The sequence below is a fragment of the Pseudoalteromonas sp. SG41-2 genome, assembly GCF_014164535.1.
GTDB classification, from domain to species: domain Bacteria; phylum Pseudomonadota; class Gammaproteobacteria; order Enterobacterales; family Alteromonadaceae; genus Pseudoalteromonas; species Pseudoalteromonas rhizosphaerae.
This window is the reverse complement of record NZ_JACJFK010000010.1, coordinates 44,954-66,273: the sequence shown is the minus strand read 5'-3', so window position 1 is coordinate 66,273 and position 21,320 is coordinate 44,954. Positions and strand designations below refer to the sequence as shown.

The following is a 21,320-nucleotide window of genomic DNA, read 5'->3' as shown; positions in this document are numbered from 1 at the left end:
CTTTCGATTAACCCAGGCTGATTTGAACATCAACACCAGCAGCAAGATCTAAACGCATAAGTGCGTCAACAGTCTTGTCAGTTGGTTCTACGATGTCGATCAGACGTTTATGGGTGCGGATCTCGTACTGATCACGCGCATCTTTATTAACGTGCGGTGATGTAAGTACAGTAAAACGTTCAAAGCGTGTAGGTAGTGGAATTGGACCACGTACTTGTGCGCCAGTGCGTTTCGCAGTTTCCACGATTTCCGCCGTTGATTGGTCAATCAAACGGTGGTCAAAAGCTTTTAGGCGAATACGAATGCGTTGATTTGACATTCTTAAACCTCAATATAAAGAGCATTTAAAAGAGCATAAAAAAACGACCGAAACAATCTTAAAAACATAAGATGCCGGTTGTTGATTTATATCTACGTTGAGTTCCAAATCGGAACTCCTGTTTTATTAGCTTGAAATCCAAGCTTAATGTTCCTTCCAAGTTCCCGGGGGAATTTTGAAAGCCTGCGTATTATAGTGATATTGGTGATAAATGCAACAACTATTTCAAACTACCAGAATGAGGATTATTTATACTGTAAAAAAGGGTTGTCACTATGTCGTCATTACTGGGAATTTACTATAGTTAGGAAGCCATGCAATCGTACTTGGCACTAATGATAATGGTCAGTCCAGTTTTTAATTGTTATTATTCATCCTTATTTTGCTTTTATCTCTTAATCCTTAACCTTGGTGAGTTGATGCGTATTTTTAATTATTGCTTGAATTTTGTGTCTATGGTGATGAATCGCCTATTTGTGAAAAGCAAAGTACTGCCCGAGAACCCAATTGAACAATACGGTCTTAATCCCGCCTACCCTACTTTTTATATAGTTAAACTTAATGCTCGCTCAGATTTAGCGGCTCTTGACCGAGTTTGTAAAAAGTACAATCTGCCCAGACCAACTGAACAACAGCTGTTGGGTAATGCAGAGTTAGACCGCTTTATTGGCCTACAAAATCCACCACCACTGTTTGGCAGCCAAGCGAAGCCAACTGACGCGCTAAACCAGGGTAAACAAATAATTGCTCAACTATTTACCAGTGGCGAAAAAAACGTGCAAGTCATTCCGGTCACTATTTTATGGGGTCGTAATCCAGGTAAAGAAAAACCAGGTTTAGGTACGCTGGTTTCGCACTCACTTACACCTAGCTGGTTTCGTAAGTTTTTTGTATTACTGTTTTCAGGGCGTGATAACTTTATACGCTTTAGTCAACCGTTGGATTTATCGTTATTAGTAAATGAAAAAGCCGATGTTGATGAGTTACCTCATAAATTACTTCGCGTCGCTAGGGTGCATTTTCGTCGTCAAAAATTGGCGGCAACGGGCCCTAAAATGCCCTCACGCGAGCAACTATTTAATTCATTGTTAGCATCACCGACTATAAAAAAAGCAATTAACGATGAAGCAAAAAGCAAAAAAATCAGCCATGAGCAAGCACGGCAAAATGCGTTAAAGCTATTAGATGAGATTGCTGCTAACTACAGTGATGCCACCATACGTGTTGCAGATCGTGTATTAACCTGGCTATGGAACAAGCTCTATAACGGCATTGATATAAAATACACCGAACAAATCCATGATCTAACCAATAAAGGTCATGAAATTATTTATATGCCGTGTCATCGCAGCCACATGGATTACTTATTACTTACCTACTCGATTTATCATCTTGGTTTAGTACCACCACATATTGCTGCAGGTATTAACTTAAACTTCTTCCCAGCAGGCGGCATATTCCGCCGCAGTGGCGCATTTTTCATCCGCCGCTCATTTGCTGGCAACAAGCTTTACTCCGCTGTATTTAAAGAGTATTTAAGTCAGTTGTTTATCAAAGGTTACTCAGTTAAGTTTTATACTGAGGGCGGACGTAGCCGTACCGGGCGTTTACTACCACCAAAAACAGGTATGTTGGCGATGACACTACAAGCTATGTTACGTGGTATTGATCGCCCTATTTCGATTGTGCCGGTGTACATTGGTTATGAACACGTCATGGAAATAAATACTTATCTGAAAGAACTCGCAGGTGATGATAAAAAAGGCGAGTCGATTTTCGGTATTTTCAAAGCCATTAAAAATCTCAAAAACTATGGCCGCGGCTATTTGAATTTTGGCGATCCGATTTCGGTTAATCAATATTTAAATGAGCATCAACCTGATTGGCGTGAATCTATTCACCCAACTGATGTTCAAAAACCACAATGGCTTGGTCCGCAAGTGGCGACTTTAGCGGATAAAGTGATGGTTAATATTAATAGTGCCGCCGCGCTTAACGCAGTTAATTTACTGGCAATGATCTTACTGGTAAATGATAAGCAAGCATTGAGCAAGCCTAAATTGTTAGCACAACTAGACTTTTACTTACATTTACAACGTAGCGCTAGTTACAGTGAAAAAATCACCACCCCAGATGAAACTTCATCACAGTTACTCGAACATGCTTTAAAGTTGAATAAATTTGACGTTATAAGCGATGAGTTTGGCGAGATTATCGCGATTAACGATAAAGAGAAAATCCTCTTTAACTACTACCGTAATAATATTCTCCATGTGTTTGCCGTACCAAGCTTACTGGCACTGCATATATTTAAAAGCCATAAAACGACAGTATCGCAGTGCCAAAAATTGGTTAACTGTTTTTACCCGATGTTTGCTAAAGAATGGTTTTTACACGAACTTGATGAAAATTATATCACCCGCATACTGGCCAGCTTTGTAGATCAAGATTTAATAGAAATTGATGGTGATAACATAAAAATCACCAACAGTAATGATTGCTTAGCCAAGCTGGAAATTCTAGGTCGTGCGCTTAGCTTAACCCTGCAACGCTACGCCATTGTGATTGGCTTTATTCAAACCAGTAAAGAAATTGAACGCGCAGAACTTGAACGCGAAAGCCAAGTATTAGCGCAGCGCTTAGGTACCTTGCATGGTATTAAGACTCCTGAGTTTTTTGACAAAAAAGTATTGGTAGGCTTTATTAGCAACTTGCGCGAACAAAATTTAATTAGCGAAACCGAGAATGGCTTACAGGGCAGTACTGAACTTTGTGAAGTGTATATTCATCTTAAAGCCTTGCTGCCAGCGCGAGTCTGGCAGTCAATTAGTGATATTATGCAAGGACAATGTAAGCAAAAATAACTGCAAGCGGCATATTAACGCTGACGCATTACACCTTCTTGGATCGTTGAGGCAACTAAATTGCCTTGACGGTCAAAGAACTGACCACGCACCAACCCCCGCCCTGAGCTCGCACTTGGGCTATCAATGGTATATAAGATCCAATCATCCATTCGAAACGGACGATGAAACCACATCGCATGGTCAATTGTTGCTACTTGCATGTTTGGCTGCATAAACGAGACACCATGGGGCTGTAGAGCCGTTGGTAAAAACTCAAAGTCAGACGCATACGCCAATAAATAGTTATGAATACGTTGATCATCTGGCATCTCGCCATTGGCTTTGAACCAAATATGTTTAACCGGCTCCATTACCTCTGGCTTAAATGGGTTATGAAAGGTGACCGGACGCATTTCAATCGGCATTTCGCGAATAAACTTATTGCGGATCACCTCAGGTATATGAGATGCGTGCTCTTGATAAAACTCCAGTGATGAGCGCAGCTCCTCAGGAGCAGGTACATCCGGCATAGTAGCTTGATGCGACAAGCCATCTTCAGCACCTTGAAATGATGCCGTCATATAAAAAATAGGTTTTCCATATTGAATAGCACTAACTCGGCGAGTACTAAAGCTCTTACCATCACGGATCGTTTCAACATCGTACACAATTGGCTTTGCAGCATCACCAGGGCGTAAAAAATAAGAATGCAGTGAATGAACAATACGGCCTTCCGGTAAGGTTTCTTTAGCTGCAGACAGTGCTTGGCCCATGACTTGACCACCAAATACCGCACGAAAACCCAAATCTTGGCTTTGCCCTCGATACAAGCCCTGCTCTATTTCTTCTAACGTTAATAACGACAATAAATCATCTAAAACTTGGCTCATAGTTGCTCCTCAATCCCATTTAGATTTTAATGATACTATAGACAAGTATGATGTAAATATTTCAAGGATCCTAGTTATGGCGTATTGGTTATTTAAAACTGAACCCGATGCATTTTCAATCGACGATTTAAAAAGCGCCCCTGCACAAACCACTGCATGGGAAGGTGTGCGCAACTACCAAGCCCGTAATTTTATGCGCGAGGGCGTAAAGCTCGGCGATTTAGTAATGATTTACCATTCTAGCTGTAAACACGTCGGCGTTGCAGGTATCGCAATAGTGACTGCTGAAGCCTACCCAGATCCTTGCCAGTTTGATTTAAGCAGTGATTATTACGATCCTAAATCAACCTGTGATAAACCGAGATGGGTTGTGGTTGATGTAACCTATCAGCAGCATTTAAATAAATTAGTCAGCTTAAAAGCGATTAAAGAAAACGACGCCATCACCGAAATAGCTCTAAAAAAAGGTGGTCGATTATCGGTAATGCCAGTGACTAAAGCGGATTGGCAAGCAGTTATAAAAATGGCAGAGTAACAACAATAATTTGCTGCTAATACATCACGTTTTCCTTCTTTTTCCAAATTTGCTAAAATAGTTGGCTTGTTTTAGTTAGGGGGTTAGATGAAATTACTGTATTGGTTAGATGAGTGGTTAACTCTACCTCAAGATGAACAGCAAACCAGATTACCTATCTCTGGAGGCGATTTACTTGGCGATGTTTTTGTTAAGTATCACTTTATTGATATAAATAAGCCTTTATTGTTCACCTTTTCTCCTGCAGGTACTAATTACCAAGAGCATGATCTCAATGATGATTTTAGCCCTTGGGGATTTCAACTAGCGCAAAAACAACATGTGAATGTTATTTCTTTTCAGCACTTAGGAATAAGTAATTGGTTTAGACACCGTAATTTACTGTTTTTCCTCGAGCAACTCGCTCCCTTGCTAACACCCTTTACCCAGAGATTAGGCTACGGCTTAAGCCGAGGTGGCTTTGCTGTGGGTGCATTTGCTAATTTACTAAAGCTAGATAAGGTACTGTTATTTCACCCTGTTAGCACCAAAAATAAAGCACTTGCTCCTTGGGATGACCGCTCAAGTACCGATATAGCACAACAATTCGATTGGGAGCAAGATTACCACGATCTCGATTTAGGCAATGCTAAAGGCTATATAATTTACGACCCGACCAATCGTATTGACCGTGGCCATGCTAAGCGCTATTCGCAACTAACCCACTTACGCGTGTTTGGTATGGGTCACAGTACCCATGCCACCTACCTAAATAAATTTGGCTTCTATAAACAAGTGGCCGTCGACTTTATTAGCCATCAACAAGTCGATATTGCGCAATTTCGCCTACAAACCAAAACCCTGCGCTTTAAAGAAGACTATTATAGAAGGCTCAACAAGGCGAATGCTAAATCGGCACACCGCCAAGTATTATTAAGCAAAGCGCACAACATACTAATTGATGAAAAAGCAGCGCATGTGCAAGAGCATCAAGCAAAAATTGATATTCAACCATTGATTGATGTCGCGCTAAAGCACCAAGATGAACACCCTAAGGATGCCATTCAGCTGCTGGAAGTTGCTCAGCAACTTGCCCCTGATGATCCTTTAGTGGAGCACAAACTAAAACAGTTAAAATAAAAAACCGTGCTTGTTTAATCAAGCACGGTTGGCAAATTTATATGTAAACTGACAACTCAATTTTAACCTTTCTTTTTCTTGGTAGTTTTCTTTTTGTGCCCGTGCTTGGGCACTATCGCAAAGTACATTATCAGTGCGAGCCAGGAGAAAAGGATAATGCCGATTAACCAGCCATTTTTTTCATGACCTTGCGTGCGCTTACTGTTAAGCACAATTACCACTGGTAAAATATAAGCACTCAAAAGTAGAATTAAAAACGCCACTTCATTCATTACTTAGCAAGCCCCTGCCAATCGACTTCGCTGCTTAAAACACGATCAACCGCGATATAATGTAAAATATCACCACTGTTAACCGGATAATCCAGTGGTGGATTTAAATCCATATTTTGCGCACTTAGATTGTGTGCAACACCAAGTAAAATAGCATCATGGTCGTGTTTAAAATGATGAAATAATTTACCAAATTCCATTACCGCTAAATCATCAGGAATAACTAAACTAAACTGGGTATCACCATGCAAAGTAGATAATAATTCCTCTTGTACACGACTAGAGCCTGGGTCTTGCATTGAGCGTACTAGAATTTCGGCTGACTTAGCCGTTGAACATTCCACGTTGTAACAATGTTCTAGTAGCATTTCGACTTTACTCTCATCGTTAAAGTGCGCACTAATATGGCAGTCATCTTTTACTAATTTACTAATGCGCAGGGCGGTGGTAAAAGTTTCGTCGTCGTCTTGCCCGTCAATAATAATTTTATCTGCCAGTTTAATTGCGACCCTTTCCAGCTCGCTTAAATCTGTAAAACTAGTTAAGCGCACAAAATCAACATGGGCATTAGCTAAAAACGGATGCTCCATTGACTCTGTGACCGCAAGCAAAATTCGTCGATCCAAACGCTTTTGGTCAGCGAGAATATAATCAATCATTTTTTTAGTACGAATTTGATGCCAGCCAAAAATAATAATGTGATTGTGAAAATGTGCAAAACTTTTATCACCCGTCATAGCGCGCCTAATTAAATAAGTAACTGTTTGCCCTGTTTTACCTAACAGGACACCAAATAAAGCTAAACCAAATGGAATTTGCAGTATCGCCACAATCCATCTACCCAGATCTGTAGTTGCACTAAAATCACCATATCCTACCGTTGAGGTAGTAACGATATAGTAATAAACAAAGGTGCTAACGGGCCTTAGTGCGGCTTCTCCTGCGAAGATTAACAACAACCAGATCAAGACCATATGTAATAATGTAGCAATAGCGACAGCTTGCCAACTAACCTGATCAATATGATTTCTGACTAGTAAAAATAATCGTTTAAATATAAAAGGCATGCCCACACTTGGTTATTCAGCTATCAATTATCCGATAAGTTACTGTAATGCTGAAATGAAGGCAATGCTTGAAATACCTTTGAGGATCAAGATTATTATCTAGACTGCTTTTTTAAAGTAGAACAGTGTAAGCTATACTTGAATTATTAATTATAAAGTCGAGCGTGTTATGTCAGGTGTATTAGCTTCTGTTGATCAACGAACTCAACTCGTTGGTGAAAATCGCTTAGAGTTATTATTGTTTTATTTGCACAGTCGTCACTTGTTTGCTCTTAATGTCTTTAAAGTTAAAGAAGTAGTGAAACTGCCGCATCTTAGTATCATTCCACATGCCCATCCTAAAATATCAGGCGTGGCCAATATTCGTGGTGAATCAATCCCTGTTATTGATTTACGCCAAGCGATTTGCATGTCTGCGGCTAAGAATACTGAAGATAGTAACTTAGTGATCACTGAATACAATCGTACAGTACAAGGGTTTTTAATTGGTAAGGTTGATCAAATCGTTAATATGACATGGTCAGATATAATGCCACCGCCTTCCTCTATCGGTAAAAATCATTATCTAACTGCGCTCACTAAAATTCAACGTGATGGCCAAGAGCAGTTAGTAGAGATCATTGATGTAGAAAAAGTACTAGCAGAGATTATTGAGTACGAAGTGCAAATCTCTGATGAGGTACTTGACCAAAGTATCGTAAACGAATTTGTTGGCCGAAAAATACTCCATGCTGACGACTCACCTACAGCACGAAAACAAGTGAGCGATACATTAACGCAGTTGGGTATTGAGATTATCCCAGCCAGTAATGGTCTTGAAGCACTCAATATGCTTAAAGCCTGGGCTGATAAAGGCATGGACGTAGAAAAAGAATTACTGATGGTGATCACCGATGCAGAAATGCCAGCAATGGATGGTTATCGCTTAACGCACGAGATCCGTAACGATAACCGCTTAAAAAATCTGCATGTGGTACTTAACACATCCCTCAGTGGCAGCTTTAACCAAGCCATGGTCGAGAAAGTGGGTTGCAATGCGTTTTTATCTAAATTTCAACCAGACTTACTCGTAGAAGAAGTACAAACACGTTTAAAAGCGGTCCTCGCACCACAGAAATAGCACTGTATCTAAGCGTGGCTTATGCCACGCTAGTGCTTGAATTAACGTTTGTTATAATGACGAAGAAATACGCGATTTAATACCACGACTACAACTCTATTTGCCAATTAAACGCTTTCGTGATTAATTGGCAATATGTAGCAATAATCAAAACACACAATCATTATGCTAAATCATGTTGCCAAACCGTTCACTAAATTAGTGGAACGTTACCTACCCGATCCATTTATTTTTGTTATTTTACTCACACTACTTACCTTTATAATTGCGTGTGTAGTGACACCTTCAAACCCACAACAAGTGCTGAGCGCGTGGGGCAGTGGTTTTTGGAACTTACTAAGTTTTGCCATGCAGATGCTGTTGGTATTACTCACCGGATATATGCTGGCAAGTACACCGATGATGAGCCGACTGCTCACGCAATTAGCAAAACTTGCCAATACTGCGCCAAAAGCTATTTTATTAGTGACTTTCGTATCATTACTCGCCAGTTGGATTAACTGGGGATTTGGCTTAGTTATTGGCGCTTTATTTGCCAAAGCCATTGCCCGCCACACACTCGTTGATTATCGCTTACTGGTTGCCAGTGCGTATTCTGGCTTTATTGTTTGGCATGGTGGCTTGGCAGGCTCAATTCCTTTAACTATCGCAACGTCAGGGCATTTTGCACAGCAAAGCATTGGTGTGATAAACACCAGCGAAACACTGTTTTCAGGATTTAATATAGCTATAGTTATTGGCTTATTTATCATTATGCCACTGGTTAATCGTTATATGTTACCCAGCGCAAAAGACAGCATTTATGTTGATAAAACGCTATTAGCAGAACCGATACCTAAGCCCTACAATGTTAGTCGCCCTGCCGATAAAATTGAACACAGTAAGTTATTAGGACTAGGCATTGGAGTACTTGGGCTAGTTTATTTAGCTAATTATTTTGTGTTTAGTGGCGGCTCACTTAATTTAAACAGTGTGATTGCACTGTTTTTATTTTCTGCGATTTTACTGCATCAAACGCCGTATAATTTACTTAATAGCCTGCAGCAAGCAGTCCCCAGCGGCGCAGGGATTATTATCCAGTTTCCATTTTATGCAGGGATCATGGCAATCATGGTACAAACGGGTTTGGCGCAGCAGATATCACAAGGATTTATCGCCATCGCCAGTGCACAATCATTGCCATTTTGGAGCTTTTTAAGTGCTGGCTTAGTAAATATATTTGTGCCCTCAGGTGGCGGCCAATGGGCTGTACAAGCGCCTATAGTGATACCCGCAGCACAAGCTCTGGGTGCAGATATGCCGCGCGTCGCGATGGCAGTAGCGTGGGGGGATGCGTGGACTAATCTTATTCAGCCATTCTGGGCTTTACCGGTATTGGCAATTGCCGGCCTAAAAGCCAAAGACATTATGGGCTTTTGTTTAGTGCAGCTAATTATAACCGGCGTGTTTATATCATTGATGTTGAGTTTTTATCCGTAACGCTTGCTGCAAAAATACAGCGTGAGTAACACCTCACGCTATTTAAATTTGTTAACTCGATAGAATTTTCATTGGCAGGCTTAAAATTGCGTTTTCAGAATCAGCAAAATGCATCATCACAGCCACATGGCCTGCAACTACCAAAGCGTACATCACAGCCGAAAAACCTTGCCCGTATTTATCTAGTGGCAGTAAATGCGAATAGTGGCGGCCGCGCCATTCAAAGGCGATTTCCAGTGCACCGATAAATAAGAAAAACACTAATAGCATTAAACCAAAGGTGTAGCTTAGCCATAAGCCAAATAACACGCCTAAAATACAAATACTTAAACCAACCCATGAACGCATTGAGAAGCTAATACTTTTTAATACATGCCCGCCATCAAGCGGTAAAATAGGCAGCAAGTTAAATAAATTCAATAATGCGCTGAGTACTGCGACCCCGGCAAATATTTCCATCTCGGTGGCATAATAAAGCACCACACCAAGTACGGAGGTGATCAAACCAAATGCAGGCCCCATTAAAGAAATCACCACATCTTGCCAGCGGGTGGTAATTTTATCGTCGCTTACGGCAAGCCCGCCAACAAATGGGATTAAATAGATACCCTTGGTTTTAATACCAAAATATTGCATTGCTCTGACATGGCCGTACTCGTGGATCACCAAACAAGCAATTAGCATAAGCGCAAACTCAAACGTAAATAACCAAGCATAACCAGCCACTGAGGCGCCCGCTAATACTACCTTGACGACTTTCGCACTTTTAAAAATCTTAAAACCGAGCGCAAATAATCCAAGCAGCCCCTGCTTAGGTTTAGTTTTTTCAATAGGCGGTAATGTCAGTTGTTTTACAAATTCATTATCAATATGTAGCGCTATACTATGCTCAATGACCGTACTGGTGTCTAAACCAATCACTTGATTATTTAGCTTAAATTCAAAATAGTTAACACGTGGATTATCAAATCCGATTGCCTGTTGTTGCTGAAAAATTTTTACAATTTGTTGCCCCGCGAGCACTAAACTAAATTGTTGATCAGCAAGGGTCAGCTGTATTTGCATGATGTCACTTCAAATCTTAAAAATTATATCGTTAGTATACCCATTTTTTTAGCTAGATTATGGAATATATTTGCAACTATAAAGCTGACACCTTCGCTATTCTCGACTACTTTTAATTAACGAGTAAATTTTATTTCAGGGAAGAAAATGACAAAGCTAGCACGCAGCATTTTGGTCGTTGATGATTCAAAAGCTATTTTAGTAGTGATGCAGGCTATCTTAAATGAGCTTGATGTGCCCAATGTAACAACCTGTTTAGATGCGCAAGATGCCCTCAATAAAGTAAAAGCGCATCCATATGCTTTTGATGCCGTATTTACTGATCTGAATATGCCGAACATGGATGGCATGGAGCTTATTCGTCACCTTGGCGAGTTACATTACCCTGGGGCAATTGTCATTATTTCTGAAATGAATTCAAAAATCATTGATTTAGCGGCTGATTTAGCGCGTAAAAACAACGTACATTTAATTGGTAATATCGCCAAACCAGTACAACTCAACCAAGTTTATACACTGCTACAAAAACTAGAGTATTTAGCTTGTCATACTGAAAAGCCCACAGAACCAATTTCTGAAACGCAATTACTGCATGCGATAAGCCATAATGAGATAACGCCGTTTTATCAACCAAAAATAAACCGTACTAATAATAAAGTTGAAAGCGTAGAAGTATTAGCCAGAATTGTGACCGCAGCACAAGGTGCTATATTTTTACCTGAACGGTTTATTTGTGTTGCTGAAGATTTAGATTTAATTAATCTGATCACGTTTCAGTTGTTTGAAAAGGCAACAGGCGATTTCTCAGAAATAAAAACTCGTTTAGGCTACAAACTTAAACTGGCTTTTAATTTGTCCCCCTGCCAGCTAGAAGATTTAAGCTGCCCGGATAAGCTGGCTTTAATTTTACATCTTAATCAACTGACCCCAAGTGAGATTATTTTAGAGATCACAGAACAGCATGCTTTATCCAGTTCTGCACAGCTAGAAACTCTAAACCGTTTACGAATGCGCGGTTTTGGCATTTCTCTTGATGATTTTGGCACCGGCTTTACCAATGTACAGCAATTAAAAACATTGCCTTTTACTGAGGTGAAAATAGATCGTACCTTGATCAGTAATATTGAAAGTGATTTATTTTCTCAAGTCATTGTTAGTAGCTTAGTAAATATAGCCATTCAAGATGACTTAACAATTGTCGCTGAAGGCATTGAGCGCGTTGAAGAGCTTGAATACTTAGATCGTTTTAAAGAGCACATCTTAATGCAGGGCTTTTTGATCAGTCGCCCAAAAGGCAAAACTGAATTTATTCGTTGGGCGCAATCATGGCTACATATGGTTTCATTAAATAGTCATAGCCGACGTTAATTTTTTCGTTTCGCCATGGTATTCTCAGCACTTAACAATTTATTGCTACTTTCCAAGCGCTGACGCCAGCGTTGCTTAGCAACTGCCTGCATATTAGCTGATTGATCATGCTCATCGACTATTTCAAAGCCCATTAACGCTTCGATCATATCTTCGAGTGTCACAATCCCCTGCACATCACCATATTCATCTATCACTAAACAAATATGAGTACGCTCAGCTAGCAAAGTATGCAATAAAGTAGGTACGTATAAAGTCTCTGGCACAGTATAAATAGGTTTTATCAACTTACTGATTTTATAGTTTTCACCCAACCTATGATACGCCAGCATAATATCGTTTTTATGCACAAAACCGATAATATCATCACCATTTTTATCATATACCAACACCCGAGAAAACGACGCTGAACCATGCTCAGCCAAATATTGATTTACGGTTAAATCTTTATGTACTTTAAACAAAACGGTACGCGGGGTAATTAACGCATCTAATTTGGCGTGACGAAAATGCAATAAACTACGGATGATTTCAGACTCTTCCTGATGTAAGGCACCTGATTGCGATCCCATATCAGCCATGGCTTCAATTTCTTGGCGAATATAGTACTCTTCGTTGTAATTACGACCCAACATACCGGTGAGTTTTTCAGCAAGCCACACAAAAGGTTTGAGTGCGATAACTAAATACTGTAATGCTTTGGTCACCATAGGAGCAAGCGTTCGCCAATGCTTTGCGCCCAGAGTTTTTGGAATGATTTCCGACAACACTAATACTAACAAAGTCATTATCGCCGAAGCAATTCCCACCGCCGCATCAGAAAAAACTACGGCAGCTTGTGCCCCTACACCGGCAGCTCCAGCAGTATGGGCAACCGTATTTAAGGTTAAAATAGCAGCTAAAGGCTGATCAACATTGGTTTTCAAGTGCTCGAAACGCTTGGCTAGTTTAGGCTTTTTTTTACGTAATACTGCAACATAGCTAGGCGTTATACTCAATAATACGGCTTCCATAATCGAACATAAAAAAGAAATCGTAATCGCCGCTACCATGTAAACGATTAATAATGTCACTGTTACCTCTACGCTACTCAATTGCTCAACACCTTACCAAGTGTCAGCCCTAACCTCAAACCTTATACTGCTGAGCAATGGAATCCATCGCAGAGCACTTTTTGACATCACAACCACATGCTATATTAAATTAAATTCCCTACATCAGGCTCAATAATGAATTTTAGTTCACTATGGCGCGGAAAAACACCTCGCCTAACAACCACACTCGCGGTGTTAACTTTAAGCACGTTAAGTAGCGCTCTAGTGGCTGCACCATTAGATAAAGCAGATATTAAGTTTATTGGCCCAATTGCAGCCGACATGCAGCTAAAGCCATACCAAACTGAGCATCAAGATGCGATTATTAACGCCCTATTACCTAGCATTCAACAACCAACAACAAGCATTACGGTATTTGGCGAAAAATTAAAATGGCAAACCTTAGATAAAGTAAATGCATTAACCCTCGGCGGTCTACAAGCATTAAAGTTTACCACTCATGCTGAGCGCTTTAGCCAAGGCACATTGACACTTAAAGGTATCGAAAAAGCGCAGTTGTTTATCAATGGTGAAAAACAAACAGCCACAAAAGAAAGCTATGAACTGGCATTACCGCAAGGCGATCACCAAATAGTGATTATTGCTGAACAAGTTGCTAATTGGCACGATGTTGACGTTGATTTCGAGCCTAAAGCAGCAATTGATCGATTAACTTTTAGCAATAAAGAGCAACATGGTTTATCTGCCAAGCAACTGTTTGATGCCACAACGGTCAGTTCACTATCTTTAGCACCTGATGCCAAACACTATTTAGTGGCAAAACGCCATTATCAAGATAGCACGGGTAATCAAGCAAATGTGATCACTGAGCTAAAAAATGATGATAATCAAATAGTTTACCGTTTTGAGTCGGGTCAACCGAGTAACATTATTTGGAGCCCTGATAACAATTATTTAGTCTATCTATTAGATGGAAAATTAAAGCAATTAAACCGCAAAACCCTTAATCTTAAAGTGATTGCCAACAACCTAGAGGGCGCGGGTGACTTTGCTTATTACGATAACAACAGCTTAATCTTCAGCTGGTCCAAATCACCAGCAGCTGATAACAGCCTAACTAAACACTACCAAGGTTTACAAGATCGCTGGTCATATGCCCGCACAACCTCACAAGCTTACTTATTAGATATAAGTACAGGCCTGAGTAAAGCATTGAGCCAAGGACCACTTAGTCACAGTATTGAAGATTTTAATAGCAAACGTGGTACGGTATTACTGAGTCGTGGTGTGCAAGTAATGCAAGCGTCGACTCACCCCACCACAGAGTTAGTGGAACTGAATATTGCCAATGCGAGCAACACAGTTATTGGTCAGTTTACTACGTTTAATCAAGCTAAATACACAGGTGATGACATTTATGTCACTGCGGGTCCTGATTTTAAAGATGGTTTAGGCAGAAACCTACCTGAGAATATGCTTGCCAACAACTATGATGGACAGCTTTACCTATTAACTGATCATGGTAAAAATGCAGCACCATTAAGTCGTGAATTTGATCCTGCCATTGGTCAACTTGAAGTACTCGCTAATGGCGATGCCCTCGTTAAAGTCACTGAGCAAGATACGATTGCTTTATACCTGTACGATAAAAGCAAACAACGCTTTAGCAAACTCAAAACAGGTTTTGATGTAGTTGAACAATTCAGTTATTCAAACAACCGCAGCCCAGCTATTTTAGTTAGCGGCTCTAATGCATCATCTCCACAGCAATTAAAACAGTTAAGTATTAATAAAAACACCGCAACCACATTGTGGGATTCTAAACCACAAGCGTATGCAAATACCGATATAGCCAGCTTAGATGAATTTAACTTCATCAATACCGCAGGTGTTGAAATTAAAGGTCGTGTTTACTTTCCAAGCAATCTTGATAAGAACAAACACTACCCAGCATTAGTATATTACTATGGCGGTACATCACCGGTTACTCGTGGTTTTACTGGGCGTTATCCTTTCAATTTATGGGCAGAGCATGGCTATGTGGTTTATGTAGTGCAACCGACCGGTGCAACTGGATTTGGCCAACAGTTCTCTGCTAAGCATGTGAATGCGTGGGGTCAATATACTGCTGACGATATTATGCAAGGTACCCAAGCACTATTAAAACAGTATCCATTTATTGATAAAAATCGTATAGGTAATTTAGGCGCATCATACGGTGGCTTTATGACTATGTTACTGACCACTAAAACAGACATGTTTAGTGCCTCAATCGCACACGCGGGGATTTCTAATATTACCTCGTATTGGGGTCACGGTTGGTGGGGCTATTTATATTCTGGCGAAGCCTCTAAAAACAGCTATCCTTGGAATAATAGTGAACTATACAGCCAACATAGCCCGGTTTTCCATGCAGACAAAGTAACCACACCGCTACTGCTATTACATGGTGATGCTGATACCAATGTACCTGTAGGCGAAAGTCACACTATGTATACTGCGCTGAAACTACTAGGCAAAGATGTTGACCTTATTGAATATAAAGGGGCGGACCATCAAATTTTTGCTCGCGATCAACGCTTTGATTGGTGGAATACTATGTTTGCCTACTTCGATAAGCATTTAAAAGAGCAACCACAGTGGTGGCAGTACTTATACCCTGAAAAGTAGCTTTTATTCTGTTCAACAGGTAAACCTAGTATGTTTACCTGTTGATAATAATTAAATAATCACCTAAATAGTGCATAAATACTAAAAATCGCCCTTCTCACCTTTTACGAATGAGTGATAACATAGAGGCATCATTAAAGGTAATTAAGATACTATGACTATTCATGTTTTATTGGTTGAAGATGACGAACTATTAGTTAAACGCATAATCAATCATTTTGCAGAGACTGAATTTTGCATTGAGAATGATGCAACTGGCGCTGATGCCTTAGCTATAGTGCAATCTCGCGCTAATAATTATGATGCCATATCATTAGCAATTATTGACATAGTATTACCTAAACGTGATGGCTTACATTTAGCAAAAGAACTCAACACCCTCACAGACATTGGTGTGATCATGCTTTCAAGCCGAGATTCTCAAGCCGATCGTATTGCCGGACTTGCTCAAGGCGCTGATGACTATATTTGTAAACCTGTTGATTTATTAGAGCTTGAACTGCGTATAAGAGCACTTTATAAGCGCTTAAAAAGCAATAATAACAGTAGCGATGAAAGCGAAGAATTTATTGAATATGCTGACTTCAAACTGCATCCAGACAACCGCACTTTAATCACTGCTAATGGCATTGAATCTAGGCTCACTGAAGCGGAACATAAAGTGTTAATTTGTTTGATCTCAAACGCAGGAAAAGCCACGTCTCGTGAAAAAATATCAGAAGAAATTGGCCAGCCAGATTGGAGTCCAAATGACAGAACTGTTGATGTTTTAATTGGTCGCTTACGTAAAAAACTGAGCGATGAAAAAGACCAAAAACGCATCGTTACGGTACGCGGTAAAGGCTACATGCTGTCAATTTAATGCAATCTAACCACTAATACTGGGTTAATTGTGATAACAAACGTTCAAATGCACGATAATTGAGTGCCTCTTTTAGTTCATCTAAACTAATATTATCTTGCCCTTTTAGATCACTAATTGTTCGCGCTACTTTGATCACTCGATGATAAGAGCGTGGCGATAATGATAGCTTTTCACTGGCTTTAGCTAAAAACTGTAACTCCGGCGCTGCAAGCGCACAATGCACACTCATTTCTTTATTATTAAGTCGCGCATTGACTTTACCTTGGCGACGCAATTGCAGATTATATGCCGCCTCGACCCGCGTGCGCACAGTCGCACTACTTTGTTCTTCTTGAGTGCTTTGCAATTGCGCACTGCTTAAACGTGGTAGCTCTATTTGTAAATCAATACGGTCAATAAATGGTCCTGATACCCGCGATAAATAACGCATAACTTGATCCGGAGTTGCGCGCTTATCATTATGACAACCCGTAGGACTTGGATTAAGAGCCGCAATTAATTGAAACTGTGCAGGAAACTCCATTTGCCTTGCCGCTCTTGAAATCGTTACAGTGCCTGTCTCCATTGGCTCGCGTAATGAGTCAAGCACCTTACGTTCAAACTCAGGTAGTTCGTCAAGAAATAATACGCCATTATGTGCCAGTGAAATCTCCCCTGGTTTTGGGTTTGAAGAGCCTCCGACTAGCGCCACAGCGGAGCATGTGTGATGAGGATTACGAAATGGTCGCTTGCGCCAGTTAGTTAGATCGACACTTTGACCAATAATTGAATACAACGCTGCGGTGGAAAGTGCCTCATCATCGGACATGCCCGGCATAATAGTCGGCATACGTTGCGCGAGCATTGACTTCCCCGTACCAGGTGGCCCCAAAAAAAGTAAATTATGGCCACCCGCCGCAGCGATTTCTAACACTCTTTTCGCGCCCGGCTGGCCTTTTACATCACTTAAATCAATTAAGAATTCAACACCGCTATGTTGCTGTTCTGGGTAGCTAATATTAAGAGGTAAAGGCTGCTGATTGAGTAAATCACTCCATACTTCTTGGATAGAAGAGACCGCTTTGCGCTCAACGCCATTTACTAAACTCGCTAAACTGTCATTTACTAAAGGTAAAAAACAACAACGCCCTTGTGCTTTAGCTGCTAAAACTGATGGGAGTATTGCATTCACGCCACGCACTTCGCCATTCAGTGCCAGCTCACCATAAAATTCATAGCGTTCAATATCAGTGCAAACAATTTGCTCTGAAGCGATGAGAATACCAACCGCAATCGCTAAATCAAAACGCCCCCCCTCTTTGGGTAAATCAGCAGGTGCTAAATTGACTGTAATGCGTTGGTCTGGAAAACCAAATTTAGAGTTTTCTAATGCGCTGCGTACACGATCTTTGGCTTCTTTTACTGAGGCTTCGGGCAAACCTACAATATGAAATGCTGGTAAACCATTACCTAGATGCACCTCAACGATCACTTCAGGTGCTTGAATACCCACTTGGGCACGAGAATAAATTCGAGCTAATGACATCCTTTGTCCCTGTAACGTTCTGTTCTTTACAGTCTAGTCAGGATATTTAAAAATATGTAGTGTTAGTTGCCATTTCATTGCTGCAAGGCGTAACAGCAAGGTGGTTAACATCGCTAACACCATCGCTATCTCTGTCTCAATGTTCAATACAATTGCTTGGGTATAAACAATACCACCAGCAATACAAGTAATTGCATATAGCTCACCTTTTAATAGCATAGGAATATTGCCTGCCAACACATCTCGCGTTACTCCGCCAAAGCAACCGGTGATCACTCCCATAATAATTGCGGTTGTAGCTGGCATCCCCGCGAGCAATGCTTTTTGCGCCCCCATTACAGCAAAGAACGCTAAACCAAACGCATCTGCAACTTGTAAATGATATAAAGGAATTGATTTTTGCTTATTGATCAATCGCGTGGTAACAAAGACAGACGCAAATATCGCGATAAAATAACTTTGGTCGTGTAACCAAAATACCGGAACATCTAAAATCAAATCTCGAATTGTGCCACCACCTATCGCGGTGACCGTCGCCAGTACCACGACTCCAAAGCCATCCATTTTTTTATCATAGGCAATTAAAGTGCCTGACATGGCAAATACGGCGATGCCAATTAAATCAAACCAATGATAAAGTTCAGTCATATATCCAAGCCATCCCAAGATGCGAATCGAAGTTAAAATAAACAGTGCTTAACGACGCCGTTTTAGCACAATAAATCCAAAGTTATAAGTGAACTTTAGATTTATTGCTATTTCTATTAATTCAGTAACTGCTGCGCTGTTTGCAACTGCTTATAACGTACGACCAATGTAATGCCACGCAGTAGCATAAAGCAGGTCATTGCTAACCAAAGCGCATGATTTTGCCAAGCATTAAACACCCAAAACACGCCAAAGAATCCAACTAATGCTGAAATTAGCATGGTATTTCGCATATCTTGAGCTCTGGTTAGGCCAACAAAAATACCATCAAACAAAAAGCAACTCATTGCCGCTAATGGCATAAAAATCAACCATGGTAAGTATTCATTAGCGGCTTTGATCACTTCAGGAATATCTGTTAATAAGGTAATAATTTGCGAACCAAACAATGCAAAAAACACGCTATAACAAAAAGCAAATAGCATTCCCCAAAATACGCTTATTTTTACCCATAAGTTTATACGCCGTACGCTATGTTGACCTTTTGCTTGGCCAACTTTTGCTTCACTTGCATAGGCAATACCATCAAGAGCAAAGCTCACAAGCATTAAAAAGTTCAGTAATACAGCATTTACCGCAAGCGTTACCTCGCCAATGCGTGCACCATAGAAGGTCATAAAGCTAAAACACAGTTGTAAAATTAAGGAGCGAATAAAAATATCACGGTTAAGACTTAATAACGCCCACATTTTATCTCGGCTAAACCACCCACCTAAAAATAGCGGCACAGTCATTTTTTTCGCTAACCTAAAAACCAAGAATAATGCAAATAATAGCGCGGTATAATCGGCAATCAACGATGCCCAAGCAGCTCCGGCGACTTGCCAATCTAAGTACACAACAAAATAAATATCTAAAACAATGTTGGTGATATTAGTAACTAGTAATAAATAAAAAGGCCCTTTACCGTAATGAATCCCTAACATCCAAGCTAATAATACCAAGTTACATAATGCCGCTGGTGCACTAAAAATACGAATTTCAAAATAACTATAAGCTTGTGCGAGCACCTGCGCACTGGAACCAGAAAGGTAAGCTATGGCATTTTTAATAAGTGGCGATAAAGCAATTAAAGAAAATGCCACGATAAGCGCTAATACTAAACTGCGCTTTAATAATCCGGCTAATTGAGGATAATCTTTCTTGCCATAAGCTTGCGCAACCAGCCCTGTGGTACTCATGCGTAAAAAGCCCGCCAACCAAAATAGCAATGAAATTACCGTGGCGCCCAAGGCAATTCCGGCAAGAAAATGAGCACTACCAAGATGCCCTATTACTGCAGTATCAACTATTCCTAACAGTGGCACGGTTATATTTGATAATATCATTGGACCAGCTAACAACAGCAAGCTTTTATGGTGTGCTTTATGACGATTAAGAAATTTTTTCACAGTCTGCTATCGATCCTCTTTTGTCTATCTTTATCTGCTCACAGCGCAGTTATTTTACAGTATCACCATGTCAGTGAGACCCTGCCAGCAGTCACCAGTGTCAGTGCAGAAACCTTCACTGAGCATTTAAACTATCTAAAACAGCATGACTTTAACGTAGTGCCACTGAATGAATTACTATCTGCTTTACAACAAGGCCAAAGTTTACCAGATAAAACCGTCGCTATTACCTTTGATGATGGTTACAACAATAATTATGAACAAGCAGCGCCGATATTAGAAAAGTTTGCTTACCCCTATACGATTTTCGTTAATCCAAAATTGATTGATGAAGGTAAAGGCTATGTAATGGGCTGGAATAAACTCAGAGAACTTGCCAAAAAAGGTGCTCTGATCAGCAATCACAGCGCACAACATGATTACCTACATCGTAAATTAGCCGATGAAACACCCCAACAATGGCAGGCGCGTATTAAGCAAGATATTTTGTCATCACAACAACGGATCAAAGAAGAAATTGGCCATGACTATAAATACTTAGCATATCCATATGGCGAGTTTAATAACCAATTACAAAGTTTAGTGAAAGAGTTGGGCTTTATTGGTATTGGCCAACACTCTGGTGCCATCAACAAAGATTCTGATTTTAGCCGTTTACCACGCTTTCCGGCTTCTGGGTTTTATAGCAAGCTTGATACGCTAGTGACCAAACTAAACTCTCGCGCATTTTCAATCCAAGAGCTTACTTATATTGATAGCGTGACCAGCCAAAATCCACCTCAGATCAGCATTAAATTTAATATGGGAGACTTTCATAAAAGTCAGCTAGCTTGTTATGTATCGGGCATCGGTCAGGCAAAACTAGACTGGTCAGCAGCTGATACTGTGACCATAAATTCACCGAAAAATTTAGCTCAAGGGCGATCACAATTTAACTGCACAGCGCCATCAATTGCTCATAAGAATAGCTATTATTGGTTTTCACAACCGTGGGTAATTGTGCAGTAAAAATATAATCCCTTGATA

General features: G+C 40.3%; 18 protein-coding genes. 9 read left to right on the top strand and 9 right to left on the bottom strand.

Annotation, left to right across the window (positions count from 1 at the left end; translation table 11 throughout):
- Nucleotides 1–7: 7 nt before the first annotated feature.
- The gene (rpsJ, locus tag H5186_RS09790; RefSeq protein WP_002957900.1) at nucleotides 8–319 is read right to left on the bottom strand and encodes a 30S ribosomal protein S10; all 312 of its coding nucleotides are present in this window, start codon (nucleotides 317–319) and stop codon (nucleotides 8–10) included.
- A gap of 419 nt (nucleotides 320–738) precedes the next feature.
- Between rpsJ and plsB the strand changes: the two genes are divergently transcribed.
- On the top strand, nucleotides 739–3,183 hold the full coding sequence (plsB, locus tag H5186_RS09785; RefSeq protein WP_182794418.1) for a glycerol-3-phosphate 1-O-acyltransferase PlsB: 2,445 nt from the start codon (nucleotides 739–741) through the stop codon (nucleotides 3,181–3,183).
- A 14-nt stretch (nucleotides 3,184–3,197) separates the two neighbouring features.
- Here plsB and tesB read toward each other — a convergent pair whose 3' ends face one another.
- A complete protein-coding gene (gene tesB, locus H5186_RS09780; RefSeq protein ID WP_145237887.1) occupies nucleotides 3,198–4,055 on the bottom strand; it encodes an acyl-CoA thioesterase II in 858 nt (285 codons plus the stop codon).
- Between the two features lie 76 nt (nucleotides 4,056–4,131).
- Between tesB and H5186_RS09775 the strand changes: the two genes are divergently transcribed.
- Together H5186_RS09775 and H5186_RS09770 are read left to right on the top strand one after the other, a co-directional pair.
- A complete protein-coding gene (locus tag H5186_RS09775) occupies nucleotides 4,132–4,590 on the top strand; it encodes an EVE domain-containing protein (RefSeq protein ID WP_182761254.1) in 459 nt (152 codons plus the stop codon).
- An 87-nt stretch (nucleotides 4,591–4,677) separates the two neighbouring features.
- The gene (locus tag H5186_RS09770) at nucleotides 4,678–5,709 is read left to right on the top strand and encodes a cytosolic protein (RefSeq protein ID WP_149980444.1); all 1,032 of its coding nucleotides are present in this window, start codon (nucleotides 4,678–4,680) and stop codon (nucleotides 5,707–5,709) included.
- Between the two features lie 62 nt (nucleotides 5,710–5,771).
- Here H5186_RS09770 and H5186_RS23045 read toward each other — a convergent pair whose 3' ends face one another.
- The gene (locus H5186_RS23045) at nucleotides 5,772–5,981 is read right to left on the bottom strand and encodes a hypothetical protein (protein ID WP_149980443.1); all 210 of its coding nucleotides are present in this window, start codon (nucleotides 5,979–5,981) and stop codon (nucleotides 5,772–5,774) included.
- Nucleotides 5,981–7,048: a potassium channel family protein gene (locus H5186_RS09765; protein WP_182794417.1), complete on the bottom strand. Its 1,068-nt coding sequence runs from the start codon at nucleotides 7,046–7,048 to the stop codon at nucleotides 5,981–5,983. The genes H5186_RS23045 and H5186_RS09765 overlap by 1 nt, the downstream gene beginning before the upstream one ends.
- Nucleotides 7,049–7,217: 169 nt before the next feature.
- Between H5186_RS09765 and H5186_RS09760 the strand changes: the two genes are divergently transcribed.
- Both H5186_RS09760 and H5186_RS09755 read left to right on the top strand, forming a co-directional pair.
- The gene (locus tag H5186_RS09760) at nucleotides 7,218–8,168 is read left to right on the top strand and encodes a chemotaxis protein CheV (RefSeq protein ID WP_149980441.1); all 951 of its coding nucleotides are present in this window, start codon (nucleotides 7,218–7,220) and stop codon (nucleotides 8,166–8,168) included.
- A 165-nt stretch (nucleotides 8,169–8,333) separates the two neighbouring features.
- Nucleotides 8,334–9,647, top strand: coding sequence for a short-chain fatty acid transporter (locus tag H5186_RS09755; RefSeq protein ID WP_182718558.1), 1,314 nt, complete (start codon nucleotides 8,334–8,336; stop codon nucleotides 9,645–9,647).
- A 51-nt stretch (nucleotides 9,648–9,698) separates the two neighbouring features.
- On the opposite strand, the gene H5186_RS09750 is transcribed toward H5186_RS09755, so the two are convergent.
- Complete coding sequence (locus H5186_RS09750; RefSeq protein WP_182718563.1) at nucleotides 9,699–10,715, bottom strand: metalloprotease; 1,017 nt, start codon at nucleotides 10,713–10,715, stop codon at nucleotides 9,699–9,701.
- Between the two features lie 144 nt (nucleotides 10,716–10,859).
- On the opposite strand from H5186_RS09750, the gene H5186_RS09745 reads away from it, so the two are divergent.
- Complete coding sequence (locus H5186_RS09745; RefSeq protein WP_149980438.1) at nucleotides 10,860–12,080, top strand: EAL domain-containing protein; 1,221 nt, start codon at nucleotides 10,860–10,862, stop codon at nucleotides 12,078–12,080.
- On the opposite strand, the gene H5186_RS09740 is transcribed toward H5186_RS09745, so the two are convergent.
- Complete coding sequence (locus H5186_RS09740; RefSeq protein ID WP_182718562.1) at nucleotides 12,077–13,153, bottom strand: CNNM domain-containing protein; 1,077 nt, start codon at nucleotides 13,151–13,153, stop codon at nucleotides 12,077–12,079. The genes H5186_RS09745 and H5186_RS09740 overlap by 4 nt on opposite strands.
- A gap of 156 nt (nucleotides 13,154–13,309) precedes the next feature.
- On the opposite strand from H5186_RS09740, the gene H5186_RS09735 reads away from it, so the two are divergent.
- Together H5186_RS09735 and H5186_RS09730 are read left to right on the top strand one after the other, a co-directional pair.
- Nucleotides 13,310–15,805 (top strand): S9 family peptidase, encoded by a 2,496-nt coding sequence (locus tag H5186_RS09735; RefSeq protein WP_182794416.1) that lies wholly within the window; start codon nucleotides 13,310–13,312, stop codon nucleotides 15,803–15,805.
- Nucleotides 15,806–15,959: 154 nt separating this feature from the next.
- Entirely contained in the window at nucleotides 15,960–16,667 is a 708-nt protein-coding gene (locus H5186_RS09730; protein WP_149980436.1) for a response regulator transcription factor, read from the top strand.
- A 13-nt stretch (nucleotides 16,668–16,680) separates the two neighbouring features.
- Here the strand turns inward: H5186_RS09730 and H5186_RS09725 are convergent, their stop codons facing one another.
- The 3 genes from H5186_RS09725 to dinF all read right to left on the bottom strand — a co-directional run bounded on the left by H5186_RS09725 (nucleotide 16,681) and on the right by dinF (nucleotide 20,294).
- Nucleotides 16,681–18,195 carry a YifB family Mg chelatase-like AAA ATPase gene (locus H5186_RS09725; protein WP_182731733.1) on the bottom strand — a complete coding sequence of 505 codons (1,515 nt, stop codon included), beginning with the start codon at nucleotides 18,193–18,195 and terminating at the stop codon, nucleotides 16,681–16,683.
- A 33-nt stretch (nucleotides 18,196–18,228) separates the two neighbouring features.
- Nucleotides 18,229–18,843 carry a trimeric intracellular cation channel family protein gene (locus H5186_RS09720; protein WP_145237840.1) on the bottom strand — a complete coding sequence of 205 codons (615 nt, stop codon included), beginning with the start codon at nucleotides 18,841–18,843 and terminating at the stop codon, nucleotides 18,229–18,231.
- A 116-nt stretch (nucleotides 18,844–18,959) separates the two neighbouring features.
- Entirely contained in the window at nucleotides 18,960–20,294 is a 1,335-nt protein-coding gene (gene dinF, locus H5186_RS09715; RefSeq protein ID WP_182731732.1) for an MATE family efflux transporter DinF, read from the bottom strand.
- Between dinF and H5186_RS09710 the strand changes: the two genes are divergently transcribed.
- The gene (locus tag H5186_RS09710) at nucleotides 20,271–21,302 is read left to right on the top strand and encodes a polysaccharide deacetylase family protein (protein WP_182794415.1); all 1,032 of its coding nucleotides are present in this window, start codon (nucleotides 20,271–20,273) and stop codon (nucleotides 21,300–21,302) included. The two genes, dinF and H5186_RS09710, sit on opposite strands and share 24 nt — an antisense overlap.
- Nucleotides 21,303–21,320 lie beyond the last annotated feature (18 nt).

Coding starts and splice junctions, on each gene's coding strand:
- H5186_RS09760 (WP_149980441.1), top strand. CDS start 7,218: ATGTCAGGTGTATTAGCTTCTGTTGATCAACGAACTCAACTCGTTGGT.
- H5186_RS09770 (WP_149980444.1), top strand. CDS start 4,678: ATGAAATTACTGTATTGGTTAGATGAGTGGTTAACTCTACCTCAAGAT.
- H5186_RS09730 (WP_149980436.1), top strand. CDS start 15,960: ATGACTATTCATGTTTTATTGGTTGAAGATGACGAACTATTAGTTAAA.
- H5186_RS09775 (WP_182761254.1), top strand. CDS start 4,132: ATGGCGTATTGGTTATTTAAAACTGAACCCGATGCATTTTCAATCGAC.
- H5186_RS09745 (WP_149980438.1), top strand. CDS start 10,860: ATGACAAAGCTAGCACGCAGCATTTTGGTCGTTGATGATTCAAAAGCT.
- tesB (WP_145237887.1), bottom strand. CDS start 4,055: ATGAGCCAAGTTTTAGATGATTTATTGTCGTTATTAACGTTAGAAGAA.
- H5186_RS09710 (WP_182794415.1), top strand. CDS start 20,271: ATGACGATTAAGAAATTTTTTCACAGTCTGCTATCGATCCTCTTTTGT.
- H5186_RS09720 (WP_145237840.1), bottom strand. CDS start 18,843: ATGACTGAACTTTATCATTGGTTTGATTTAATTGGCATCGCCGTATTT.
- H5186_RS23045 (WP_149980443.1), bottom strand. CDS start 5,981: ATGAATGAAGTGGCGTTTTTAATTCTACTTTTGAGTGCTTATATTTTA.
- H5186_RS09755 (WP_182718558.1), top strand. CDS start 8,334: ATGCTAAATCATGTTGCCAAACCGTTCACTAAATTAGTGGAACGTTAC.
- H5186_RS09725 (WP_182731733.1), bottom strand. CDS start 18,195: ATGTCATTAGCTCGAATTTATTCTCGTGCCCAAGTGGGTATTCAAGCA.
- H5186_RS09735 (WP_182794416.1), top strand. CDS start 13,310: ATGAATTTTAGTTCACTATGGCGCGGAAAAACACCTCGCCTAACAACC.
- H5186_RS09765 (WP_182794417.1), bottom strand. CDS start 7,048: ATGCCTTTTATATTTAAACGATTATTTTTACTAGTCAGAAATCATATT.
- plsB (WP_182794418.1), top strand. CDS start 739: ATGCGTATTTTTAATTATTGCTTGAATTTTGTGTCTATGGTGATGAAT.
- rpsJ (WP_002957900.1), bottom strand. CDS start 319: ATGTCAAATCAACGCATTCGTATTCGCCTAAAAGCTTTTGACCACCGT.